The sequence below is a fragment of the Streptomyces sp. NPDC026246 genome, assembly GCF_055567995.1.
In genome coordinates this window covers 159,938-171,861 of the sequence record NZ_JBVHPJ010000013.1, presented here as the reverse complement: position 1 = coordinate 171,861, position 11,924 = coordinate 159,938, and the positions used below count along the sequence as shown (strand labels likewise).

Annotated in this window: 10 protein-coding genes; 7 read left to right on the top strand and 3 right to left on the bottom strand. The window is 69.2% G+C overall.

Annotated elements, in window-relative coordinates; all coding sequences use genetic code 11:
• Window positions 1-131 precede the first annotated feature (131 nt).
• Window positions 132-911 (bottom strand): transcriptional repressor LexA, encoded by a 780-nt coding sequence (lexA, locus tag ACZ4M5_RS28470; RefSeq protein WP_467740849.1) that lies wholly within the window; start codon window positions 909-911, stop codon window positions 132-134.
• Window positions 912-1,532: 621 nt separating this feature from the next.
• Between lexA and nrdR the strand changes: the two genes are divergently transcribed.
• Both nrdR and ACZ4M5_RS28460 read left to right on the top strand, forming a co-directional pair.
• Entirely contained in the window at window positions 1,533-2,087 is a 555-nt protein-coding gene (gene nrdR / locus ACZ4M5_RS28465) for a transcriptional regulator NrdR (RefSeq protein WP_467740847.1), read from the top strand.
• A gap of 164 nt (window positions 2,088-2,251) precedes the next feature.
• Window positions 2,252-5,143, top strand: a complete 2,892-nt coding sequence (locus ACZ4M5_RS28460; protein WP_467740845.1) for a vitamin B12-dependent ribonucleotide reductase — start codon at window positions 2,252-2,254, stop codon at window positions 5,141-5,143.
• 179 nt (window positions 5,144-5,322) lie between these two features.
• On the opposite strand, the gene ACZ4M5_RS28455 is transcribed toward ACZ4M5_RS28460, so the two are convergent.
• A complete protein-coding gene (locus ACZ4M5_RS28455; protein WP_398109872.1) occupies window positions 5,323-5,856 on the bottom strand; it encodes a TerD family protein in 534 nt (177 codons plus the stop codon).
• 153 nt (window positions 5,857-6,009) lie between these two features.
• Between ACZ4M5_RS28455 and ACZ4M5_RS28450 the strand changes: the two genes are divergently transcribed.
• From ACZ4M5_RS28450 to ACZ4M5_RS28440, 3 genes are all read left to right on the top strand, one after another.
• The gene (locus tag ACZ4M5_RS28450; protein ID WP_398109871.1) at window positions 6,010-6,615 is read left to right on the top strand and encodes a YdbC family protein; all 606 of its coding nucleotides are present in this window, start codon (window positions 6,010-6,012) and stop codon (window positions 6,613-6,615) included.
• A 208-nt stretch (window positions 6,616-6,823) separates the two neighbouring features.
• Window positions 6,824-7,483, top strand: a complete 660-nt coding sequence (locus ACZ4M5_RS28445; RefSeq protein ID WP_467740843.1) for a histidine phosphatase family protein — start codon at window positions 6,824-6,826, stop codon at window positions 7,481-7,483.
• Between the two features lie 12 nt (window positions 7,484-7,495).
• A complete protein-coding gene (locus ACZ4M5_RS28440; RefSeq protein WP_467740841.1) occupies window positions 7,496-8,401 on the top strand; it encodes an ADP-ribosylglycohydrolase family protein in 906 nt (301 codons plus the stop codon).
• A gap of 362 nt (window positions 8,402-8,763) precedes the next feature.
• Here the strand turns inward: ACZ4M5_RS28440 and ACZ4M5_RS28435 are convergent, their stop codons facing one another.
• Window positions 8,764-10,311, bottom strand: a complete 1,548-nt coding sequence (locus tag ACZ4M5_RS28435) for an MFS transporter (RefSeq protein ID WP_467740839.1) — start codon at window positions 10,309-10,311, stop codon at window positions 8,764-8,766.
• Window positions 10,312-10,496: 185 nt separating this feature from the next.
• Here ACZ4M5_RS28435 and ACZ4M5_RS28430 point away from each other — a divergent pair, with 185 nt between their 5' ends.
• A complete protein-coding gene (locus ACZ4M5_RS28430; protein ID WP_467740837.1) occupies window positions 10,497-11,117 on the top strand; it encodes a TetR/AcrR family transcriptional regulator in 621 nt (206 codons plus the stop codon).
• An 82-nt stretch (window positions 11,118-11,199) separates the two neighbouring features.
• Window positions 11,200-11,901, top strand: a complete 702-nt coding sequence (locus ACZ4M5_RS28425) for a ribonuclease HII (RefSeq protein WP_467740835.1) — start codon at window positions 11,200-11,202, stop codon at window positions 11,899-11,901.
• Window positions 11,902-11,924: the final 23 nt, after the last annotated feature.

Sequence of the window (11,924 nt, the reverse complement as noted above, 5' to 3'; positions counted from 1 at the left end):
GCGCTGAGGGCCGTGGCAGCGACCCCGCACGGTGCAGGGCCCGGGCAGCGCAGGACCCCGGAACCGGCGCAGGGGTTCCGGGGCCCGGTCTGAGGGCGGGCCGCTTGGCCCGTCCGACGCGGCGCGCTGGGTCAGACGCGGCGCAGTACGGCCACGACCTTGCCGAGGATGGTCGCGTCGTCGCCCGGGATCGGCTCGTAGGACGCGTTGTGCGGCAGGAGCCAGACGTGGCCGTCCTCGCGCTTGAAGCGCTTGACGGTGGCTTCGCCGTCGAGCATGGCGGCCACGATGTCGCCGTTCTCGGCGACCGGCTGACGGCGCACCGTGACCCAGTCGCCGTCGCAGATCGCGGCCTCGATCATCGAGTCGCCCACGACCTTGAGGACGAACAGCTCACCGTCGCCGACGAGCTGGCGGGGGAGAGGGAAGACGTCCTCGACGGACTCCTCGGCCAGGATCGGGCCACCTGCGGCGATGCGGCCGACCAGCGGGACGTACGAGGCGGCCGGCTTGCCCGCCGTGTCCGTAGGCTGCACGGTGGCGGCCTGGTCCGAGCCGCGCACTTCGTAGGCGCGGGGGCGGTGCGGGTCGCGGCGCAGGAAGCCCTTGCGCTCCAGTGCCATCAGCTGATGGGCGACGGACGAGGTGCTGGAGAGGCCGACGGCCTGGCCGATCTCCCGCATCGACGGGGGGTACCCGCGCCGCTGCACCGAGTCCCGGATGACCTCGATCACCCGGCGCTGGCGGTCGGTGAGTCCGGAGCTGTCCGCCCGGATGCCCGGAGGTCGGCCCGGCAGGGAGCGCTTGTGCCCCTCAGGGTTCGTGGCTTCGTTCATCGCATGCACCGGCTCCAGTCGACCCTGGGAGCGGTCCTGGGCAGTAATGGCGGCACTGTCTGCGGTGGTGGTCACGTCGGCCCCTCTCGATGGTCTCCCTGCTGGACAACGGTAGTTGCTTTCGAAAGGTTGCGCCAAACACACGTTCGAGTGAAAAAACGTGGATTGGTGGGCGCGATCGCGTGTCCGGGTGTATTGGAGGCCGCGCCGCCCGGCGGGCAAATGGGCCCATTGCTGTACTCTTCACCGCCGGGGTGATCGCCTCGTGGACTGCTGCCCCAGTCTGCCATCCGGCATTCCCCTGCCCTGGGACCGGCCCTCATCTGTGCGGGAGTCCCACGCCCCCTCCCCGCGGCGCCCACGGTATCTCCGCATGTGCCGCAGCGATACGGCTGTGCAGAAAGTGCGGCCGGCCGGGCCGCGATCCGGGGCCGTACGGCGGCCCCTCAGGCGTGGAGCGGGGCCTGTGTGGCCGGACGCGCGGCCTCTCGCCGGGGCGCGCGCCTGCGACACGCGCGTACGACCTCGATGTATGCGCCAATCCCTACATCTAGTGGTTGGATTGCTACAGCAGCCCAGAAGTTGTGGTGCCCCGGGTCTCCGAGCCCAAGGTCATCGCCTATGCTTGGGGCTGCTTCGCGGGGCGCAAGAGGTCCTACGAGGCTATTGAGTCTGCTGTGAGGAGGGTTGGAGTCCATGCACTGCCCCTTCTGCAGGCACCCCGACAGTCGCGTGGTCGACAGCCGAACGACCGACGACGGCACGTCGATCCGCAGGCGCCGACAGTGCCCTGACTGCTCCCGTCGTTTCACGACCGTGGAGACGTGCTCGCTCATGGTGGTCAAGCGGTCGGGGGTCACCGAACCCTTCAGCCGCACGAAGATCATCAACGGCGTGCGCAAGGCGTGTCAGGGACGGCCGGTCACCGAAGACGCGCTCGCCCAGCTCGGCCAGCGGGTCGAGGAGGCGGTGCGGGCCACCGGAAGCGCCGAGCTGACCACCCACGACGTGGGGCTGGCCATACTCGGCCCGTTGCAGGAACTGGATCTCGTCGCCTACCTGAGGTTCGCGTCCGTCTACCGAGCCTTTGACTCGCTCGACGACTTCGAGACGGCCATCGCGGAACTCAGGGCGCAGACGGGAGACCCCGACGCGGGTGACGAAGGCCGCGACGAGGCGGGGGGCCAGGAAGACGACCGCGGGCCCGGCGGGACGAAACAGGTCCCCGAGCCCGCAGGCGCCGCCGACTGAGTGGCGGGCCGGACCCGGAAGGCAGCTCCGGGGCCGGCCGGACGGCGGCGATGTGAAGACCTGTTGCGGGCTGTGTGAGTGGGTGCCCGCAACATCAGACAGAACACCGTGCACCGGGAACAACGGGGCACTTCAGGGCGTTTTCGCCCGTACAGGGAGGCGGCATGACAGAGACGGCGAGCGGTCCGGCACGGAGTTCCCGCGCCAAGAGCGCCAAGGCGAGCAAGGGCCTGCGTATCGAGCGCATCCACACCACTCCTGGGGTCCACCCCTACGACGAGGTGGCCTGGGAGCGCCGTGACGTCGTCATGACCAACTGGCGCGACGGCTCGGTCAACTTCGAGCAGCGCGGCGTGGAGTTCCCCGACTTCTGGTCGGTGAACGCGGTCAACATCGTCACCAGCAAGTACTTCCGCGGTGCCGTGGGCACCCCGCAGCGCGAGACCAGCCTCAGGCAGCTGATCGACCGCATCGTGAAGACGTACCGGAAGGCCGGAGAGGACCACCGGTACTTCTCCTCCCCGGCCGACGCCGAGATCTTCGAGCACGAGCTGGCCTACGCCCTCCTGCACCAGATCTTCAGCTTCAACAGCCCCGTGTGGTTCAACGTGGGCACGCCGCAGCCCCAGCAGGTCTCCGCCTGCTTCATCCTGTCCGTCGACGACTCCATGGAGTCGATCCTCGACTGGTACAAGGAAGAGGGCATGATCTTCAAGGGCGGCTCCGGCGCCGGCCTGAACCTCTCCCGCATCCGCTCCTCCAAGGAGCTGCTGTCCTCCGGTGGCAACGCCTCCGGCCCCGTCTCCTTCATGCGCGGTGCCGACGCCTCGGCCGGCACGATCAAGTCCGGTGGCGCCACCCGGCGTGCTGCCAAGATGGTCGTCCTCGACGTGGACCACCCCGACATCGAGGACTTCATCGAGACCAAGGTCAAGGAAGAGGAGAAGATCCGCGTCCTGCGCGACGCCGGCTTCGACATGGACCTGGGCGGCGACGACATCACGTCCGTCCAGTACCAGAACGCCAACAACTCCGTCCGCGTCAACGACGAGTTCATGAAGGCGGTCGAGCAGGGCGGCCAGTTCGGGCTGCGCGGCCGGATGACCGGCGAGATCATCGAGGAAGTCGACGCCAAGGCGCTCTTCCGCAAGATCGCCCAGGCCGCCTGGGCCTGCGCCGACCCCGGCATCCAGTACGACGACACGATCAACAACTGGCACACCTGCCCCGAGTCCGGCCGGATCACCGCGTCGAACCCGTGCAGCGAGTACATGCACCTGGACAACACGTCCTGCAACCTGGCCTCGCTGAACCTGATGAAGTTCCTCAAGGACGACGGCAAGGGCAGCCAGTCGTTCGAGGCCGACCGCTTCCAGAAGGTCGTCGAGCTGGTCATCACCGCGATGGACATCTCGATCTGCTTCGCGGACTTCCCGACCCAGAAGATCGGCGAGAACACGCGCGCGTTCCGCCAGCTGGGCATCGGCTACGCCAACCTCGGCGCCCTGCTGATGGCCACGGGTCACGCCTACGACTCCGACGGCGGCCGCGCCCTCGCCGGCGCCATCACCTCCCTGATGACCGGCACGGCCTACCGCCGCTCCTCCGAGCTCGCCGCGGTCGTCGGTCCGTACGACGGCTACGCCCGCAACGCCGACGCCCACAAGCGCGTCATGAAGCAGCACTCCGACGCCAACGACAAGGCCGTCCGCATGGACGACCTGGACACCCCGGTGTGGGCCGCCGCCAGCGAGGCCTGGGGCGACGTCCTGCGCCTGGGTGAGAAGAACGGTTTCCGTAACGCGCAGGCGTCCGTGCTCGCCCCGACCGGAACGATCGGTCTCGCGATGTCCTGCGACACCACCGGTGTCGAGCCCGACCTCGCGCTGGTCAAGTTCAAGAAGCTCGTCGGCGGCGGCTCGATGCAGATCGTCAACGGCACCGTCCCGCAGGCCCTGCGCCGCCTCGGCTACCTCGAGGAGCAGATCGAGGCGATCGTCGCCCACATCGCCGAGAACGGCAACGTGATCGACGCCCCCGGCCTCAAGCCGGAGCACTACGAGGTGTTCGACTGCGCCATGGGCGAGCGGGCCATCTCCCCGATGGGTCACGTCCGCATGATGGCCGCGATCCAGCCGTGGATCTCCGGCGCCATCTCCAAGACGGTCAACATGCCGGAGACGGCGACCGTCGAGGAGGTCGAGGAGATCTACTTCGAGGCCTGGAAGCTCGGCGTCAAGGCCCTCGCGATCTACCGCGACAACTGCAAGGTCGGCCAGCCGCTCTCCGCCAAGACCAAGGAGAAGGAGAAGGCGGAGATCACCGAGAAGGCCGAGGAGACGATCCGTACCGCGGTCGAGAAGGTGGTCGAGTACCGCCCGGTCCGCAAGCGCCTGCCGAAGGGACGTCCCGGCATCACCACGTCCTTCACCGTCGGCGGCGCCGAGGGCTACATGACCGCCAATTCCTACCCGGACGACGGCCTCGGTGAGGTCTTCCTGAAGATGTCCAAGCAGGGCTCGACCCTCGCGGGCATGATGGACGCCTTCTCCATCGCGGTCTCCGTCGGCCTCCAGTACGGCGTGCCACTGGAGACGTACGTCTCGAAGTTCACCAACATGCGCTTCGAGCCGGCCGGCATGACGGACGACCCGGACGTGCGGATGGCGCAGTCGATCGTCGACTACATCTTCCGCCGCCTGGCGCTGGACTTCCTGCCGTTCGAGACGCGCTCCGCGCTCGGCATCCACTCCGCCGAGGAGCGCCAGCGCCACCTGGAGACCGGTTCGTACGAGCCGTCCGAGGACGAGGTCGACGTCGAGGGCCTGGCCCAGTCGGCGCCGCGCGCCCAGGAGCTGAAGGCAGTCGCCGCCCCGAAGCCGGAAGAGGCGGCCAAGCCCGCCCCGCAGCAGGCGCACACCAGCGCCGAGCTGGTCGAGATGCAGCTGGGCATCCAGGCGGACGCCCCGCTGTGCTTCTCCTGCGGCACGAAGATGCAGCGCGCCGGTTCCTGCTACATCTGCGAGGGCTGCGGCTCCACCAGCGGTTGCAGCTGACGCCAAGCGCCTGTTCGCATGACAAGCGCCTGACCGCATGACAGAGGGGCACCGGCTTCGGGCGGTGCCCCTCTCGTCGTCATGAGCCCTGTGCCACTGGGCCGCGACCGGCCGGCCTCAGCGTCCGGACCTTCCCCGAGCCCGCTGTACCGGCCGTCCGATACGTCCGGCCCGTCCGGTCAGGGACGGTGAGCCGCCCCCATCGTCCGGGTGAACTCCGCCGGGTCACCCTCGAAGCCGTGCAGACCCGAACGGAACTCCCACGGACCGGAACCGTCCCGGACGAACTCGGCGACCGTGGTGGCCGTCGCTCCGAGGACACCGCCGAAGTCGTCCTCCGCCAGGACGGTGTAGCCCTCACGGATCCGCAGGCCGGGGTTGATCACACTGACGAAGGTGCGCTCCGCGGGCCGCTGCTGGATGACGACGCCCACCACCACGCGCGCGTAGCGGACGTCCAGCCGGTCGAGCTCCAGCGTCATGACCTCGTCGTATCCGAAGCCCTGCCCGTCCTGGCTGTCCCGGTTGAGGTAGATGGTGCCGTCGGGCGAGCGGCTGTCGAAGTGCACGACGTAGGCCGGGTCGCCGTGCGGGTCGTCCGACAGGTACGTCGCCGCGACCAGATCCAGGTCCGTGGACGGCTGCCCCGCCGGACTGGGGTCCCACCGCATCGCGATCTCGATCTTGCGAAGCCCCTTGTTCAGCCCGTCCACCCAACTCCCCTTCCCCGCACCGACCGCATGTTCGCCCCAACTGCCGGGCTTTCACGACTGCTTGTCCATCCTGCCACGCGCGCGGGTGCGTGCGTGGGGGAGCGGTACGGCGGAGAGTGACCGACGCCACGCCCGGGGCCTTACCATGGCGCGGTGCTGGTCAAGTGGATTCGCTGCACCGTGGTGGACCGCCGCGGTTTCGAGCGGGGGCAGCGGAAGTGGGCGGGGCTTCTGGGAGAGCCGGGATTTCGGGGGCAGGGGGGTGGCTGGAGCCGGGGACGGCCCGACGTGGCGCACATCTTCGCCTTCTGGGAGAGCCGGGCCTTCTACGACTCCTTCATGGCGCGCTCCCACGACCGGCTCGCGACAGCGCAGTCGGGCACGTTCAAGGACGCCCGGGTCAGACTGTTCGATCACCGCTTCGACGTGAAGACCGGTTTCGAACCGCGCTTCACGGACGCCGACCTGCTGCGGGTCGCGCTCTGCCGTGTCCACGCGGAGCGGGCGGAGCACTTCGTGCTGATGCAGGAGAAGGTCTGGAACCCCGCGATGGCGGGTTCCCCGGGCATGGTGCGCGGCCTCTTCGGTGAGGCACCGGGGAACGAGTACATGGTGCTGTCGATGTGGCGGTCGGCCGCCGAACACGGCAAGTACCGCACCGAGCGGGTGGAGCGGCTCGCCCTGCGCGCCCAGACGGAAGCCGACGTGGCCGCCCTCACCGGCGCCGTCGTGGACATGGAGCCCAGCTGGACGGTGTGAAGCGCGGCCGGCCCGGGACCTGCGCGGTGCGCAAGGACGCCGATGCCGGCCGGGCCCTGTCGGGCGGGCGTGACCGATCGCGGGGAGGCGGGACCTGTCGCCGCAGGCGTGCGGTGGATGTGACCTGAGGTGCGGGAGCTGTGTGACCTACGCTGTAACGGTGCGGCATGTGTGCTCGACGGGCCGCCACTCGATCTAGGGTTTCGGCATGGCACGACCACGGCGCATCGTCCTTGTCCGGCACGGCGAGTCAACGGGCAATGTTGATGACTCCGTGTACGAGCGTGAACCCGATCACGCCCTGGCTCTGACCGAGCGGGGCAGACAGCAGGCCGAGGCCACCGGCGAGCACCTGCGCGAGATCTTCGGCGAGGAGCGCGTGAGCGTCTACGTCTCCCCCTACCGCCGCACGCACGAGACCCTGCGCGCCTTCCACCTCGAACCCGATCTCATACGGGTCCGCGAGGAGCCCCGGTTGCGCGAGCAGGACTGGGGGAACTGGCAGGACCGGGACGACGTGCGGCTGCAGAAGGCCTACCGGGACGCCTACGGCCACTTCTTCTACCGCTTCGCCCAAGGGGAGTCGGGGGCCGACGTCTACGACCGGGTCGGTGGGTTCCTGGAAAGCCTTTTCCGCAGTTTCGAGGACCCCGAGCATCCGCCGAACGTGCTGATCGTCACGCACGGCCTGGCCATGCGGCTGTTCTGCATGCGGTGGTTCCACTGGACGGTGGCGGAGTTCGAGTCCCTGTCGAACCCGGGGAACGGCGAGGTGCGGATGCTCGTTCTGGGGGACGACGGCAAGTACATGCTCGACCGGCCGTTCGACCGCTGGCGAGACCCCGAACCGTACGGGGTCACCGGATAGAGTGGCAGGGCGATGACCGCTGACTCCTCCCTCGACGTGCGCCTGGACCGCGCCCTGGCCGGCCTGCGCGGGCTGTCTGTCGGGGATGCGCTGGGCTCCCAGTACTTCGTGCCGGTGAACTACCCGCTCCTCAAGCGCCGCGAGCTGCCGGATGGGCCGTGGCGGTGGACGGACGACACGGAGATGGCCTGCTCCGTCGTCGCCGTGCTGGCCGCCCACCACCGCATCGACCAGGACGCCCTGGCCCGGTCCTTCGCCGAGCACCATGACGCCGAACGGGGCTACGGCCCTGCGGTGGGCCGCTTGCTGCAACGCGTCCGGAAGGGCGGTGACTGGCGCGAACTCGCCGCGGCGCTGTTCAACGGGCAGGGGTCCTGGGGCAACGGCGCCGCCATGCGCATCGCCCCGCTGGGCGCCTGGTACGCGGACGACCCAGAGCAGGCGACCCATCAGGCGGAGATCTCCGCCTACACCACCCACCAGCACCGCGAGGCCGTCGTCGGCGCGATGGCCGTGGCCGCGGCCGCCGCGTTCGCCGCCGCACCGGACGGACCGCCGGGCCCCGAGGCCCTGCTCGACGGGGTCATCGACCTGGTCCCGAAGAGCGCCGTGGGTGCGGGTCTGCGCCGGGCCCGGGACATGCTCGACTACGGGGACGCGGCCACGGTCGCGGCGGTGCTGGGCTGCGGGCGGCGGAAGACCGCCCACGACACCGTGCCGTTCGCCCTCTGGTCGGCCGCGCGGAGCCTCGGCGACTTCGAGCAGGCGTTCTGGACGACCGCCCGGGCCGGCGGCGACATCGACACCACTTGCGCCATCGTCGGGGGCGTGATCGCCGCCGGGAAGGCCGGAGCACCTCCTGCCGAGTGGGTGGCACGCACCGAAGAGCTCCCCGGCTGGGTGCCTGCGACCGCTTAGTTCGCCTTCTCGGGAGACTCTGCGTACACACCGGGAACTCTGCGTGATCGGCCGAGCGTTGTCATGACATCGGCTGCGTGGGCCTCGGGGGTCCTACCGCCGACTGTGGGGCAAGGGTTCGTACGCGAGCGCAGGGGGTGGTCATGCGAGTTCTGTCGGCACTTCTGCGCTCCTGCTGGGCGGTCCTCGCACTCGCTGTGCGCTGCACGTCGATGGCCAGGAGCGGCCGGGTGCCCGTGCCGCGCGTCTCCGGTTGCGGAGGTGGCCGTCCGCCCATGCGCGCGGACCGGCCCGGCAGCCGTCGGCGGGATTCTGTGAGAGCTGCCGGTGAGCTGCTGGAGCCGGTCCGCAGTGGGTTCCGCTCAGCCGATGCCCGGTCCCGCAGAGCCGGACAGTGCCTCCAGGTCGCTCTTGCGTACCCGGATCACCACCGCTGCGGTGATCAGAGCGAGGACGGCCATCGAGGCCGCCGGTATGAAGGCCGCGGAGATGCCCTGGGCCAGTACCTCGTGACCCCATGGCGCGGGCAGCTGGTGGGTCGTCGCGAACTCCGCCTTCTGCTCCGCGGAGCCCTCGGCCATGAAGTGCGACAGCTGCTCCTCCGCCTCGTTACGGGTCGCCGTGCCGAAGACGGTCGTGAGGATCGACAGTCCCAGCGAACCGCCCACCTGCTGCATGGTGTTGAGCAGGCCGGAGGCGGCGCCGGCCTCGTGCTGGGCGACGCCGGACACCGCGGTGAGGGTCAGAGTCACGAAGTTCAGGCCCATGCCGAAGCCGAACACCAGCATCGGGCCGAGCACCCCGCTGACGTACGAGCTGTCCGAGCTGATCAGTGCCTGCCAGGCGAGACCGATCGTGGCGAGCGCCGTGCCCGTGAGCATGAACGGCTTGGGGCCGAGCACGGGCAGGAAGCGCTGGGACAGCCCCGCGCCGAGCGCGATCACGACCGTCACGGGAAGGAAGGCGAGGCCCGCCTGGATCGGGGTGTATCCCAGCACGTTCTGCACGAACAGCACGATGTAGAAGAACATGCCGAACATCGCCGCGGCCAGGCTGAGCATGATCACGTAGGTGCCCGAGCGGTTGCGGTCGGCGAACATCCGCAGCGGGGTGATCGGCTCCTTGGCCCGGGATTCGATGACCACGAAGGCCGCCAGCAGTACCACGGCGGCGGCGAAGGACCCGATGGTGAGGCTGTCGCGCCAGCCCTCGTCCGCGGCCCGGATGAAGCCGTAGACCAGGGACGCCATGCCGGCGGTCGAGGTCACCGCACCCGCTATGTCGAACCGGCCGGTGTGTCGCTCGCTCTCGCTGATGTAGAGCGGTGTCAGTACGGCGATCAGCACACCGATCGGCACATTGACGAAGAGGACCCATCGCCAGTCGAGCCACTCGGTGAGCATGCCGCCCGCGAGCAGACCGATGGCGCCGCCGCCCGCGGAGACCGCGGCGAAGACACCGAAGGCCCGGTTGCGTTCCGGACCCTCGGGGAACGTGGTGGTGATGAGGGCCAGCGAGGTGGGCGACGCGATCGCGCCTCCTACGCCCTGCAGGACCCGTGCAGCCAGCAGCTGCCAGGGTTCCTGGGCGAGCCCGCCGAGCAGGGAGGCCAGGGTGAACAGCAGGATGCCGGTCATGAAGACCCGGCGCCGGCCCAGGATGTCACCGGCGCGGCCGCCGAGAAGCAGCAGACCGCCGAAGGTGAGCGTGTAGGAGCTGACGACCCAGGTGAGGTCGGTGGTGCTGAACTGGAGCGCATCTTGAATGTGCGGGAGCGCGATGTTCACAATCGTCGCGTCGAGTACCACCATGAGTTGGCAGGCCGCGATGACTGTGAGTGCGATGCCGGGGCGTCCTTCCCGGCGGGCCGCGCCCGGCTTCTGGTCCTGGAGCAATGGAGAGGTTGTCACTATGGGTCCCCCACGAGTGCCTTAGTGAACGCTCGCGTTCACTGTCGCGTCAACCGTAGTGAGTCCCCAACAGTGAACGCAAGCGTTCACTCGCGGCGGCGTCGTCCGGTACGTCCCCCGTTGCGATCGCACGGCGCGTCCCCCGCCCCCGAAATCCCCGCTTCCCTTGTTCGTTGGAGAGACAGATGGTCACCCCCAGCTGGGCGGACGCTCCCGCTCAGACGACCGCCCGCCGGCGCGGTGCCGTGCTGGAGCGCGCGATCCTCGACGCCGCTCTGGAGCAGCTCAGCACGGTCGGCTGGAACGGCCTGACGATGGAGGGCGTCGCCGCCGGCGCCCAGACCGGGAAGGCCGCGGTCTACCGTCGCTGGCCCTCCAAGGAGGACCTGGTCGCCGATGCCCTGCGCGCCGGGCTGCCCCGGTTCGACGAGACGCCGGACGAGGGTGGTGTGCGTGAGGACCTCCTCGTGCTGTGCCTGCGGGCCCGCGACGCGATGTTCTCCCGGCCTGGTTTCGCACTGCGCTCGGTCATTCACGAATGCGACACGGCACAGGCCGAACGCTTTCACGCCGTGATCTTCGACGGGGTAGTGGAGCCCACCCTGAAGATGCTGCGTGCGGTCATCGATAGAGGGATCGAGCGGGGGGAAGTGCGTCCCGAGGCTGCCAACGGCTATGTCTTCGACGCCATTCCGGCGATGATGATGTACCGCTCCAAGATGTGCGGCTGCGAATGGCAGGATCATGAAGTCGAGGAGATGATCGACCAGTTGATGGTTCCGCTCCTGCGGCCGGCTGACGGCTGAGACGGCTCCGTCGGGGCTTCGGCCGGAGGGAGACCGACCGGGGTGTCGCCGGGGGATCGGGGCGGCGTAATGTAGGGGCGCCATGCCGTACGAACCACCTACTCACACCGTCGAGCGCTCCCTTCGAGCCACGACCGGAGCGAAGATCGTTGCGGGTGTCGACGAGGTGGGGCGCGGTGCGTGGGCCGGTCCCGTCACCGTCTGCGCGGCGATCACCGGACTGCGCCGCCCGCCCGAGGGCCTCACGGACTCGAAGCTGCTCACCATCAAGCGGCGCACCCTGCTCGCCGAGGAACTGCGTACCTGGGTGACGTCGTTCGCCCTGGGGCACGCCACCCCCGAGGAGATAGACGCTCTCGGCATGACTGCCGCGCTGCGCCTCGCGGCGGGGCGTGCTCTGGACGCCCTGCCCATCCGTCCCGATGCGGTCATCCTCGACGGCAAGCACGACTACCTCGGTGCGCCGTGGCGGGTCCGCACGGTGATCAAGGGTGACCAGTCGTGCGTGGCGGTCGCGGCGGCCTCGGTGATCGCCAAGGTCCAGCGCGACAAAATGATGGCCGAACTGGGTATCGACCATGCAGACTTCGGTTTTGCGGACAACGCCGGGTATCCCTCACCCGTGCACAAGGCCGCACTGGCGGAGCGGGGTCCCACTCCCCACCACCGGTTGTCCTGGGCGTATCTTGATGCGCTGCCCCAGTGGCGGCACCTCAAGAAAGCCCGCAGCTGGGCGGACGGAAGCGTTCCGGAGATCGAGGGTCAGCTCGGCTTCGACTTCTGACCGATTCGTTCGTGCGCATGCAC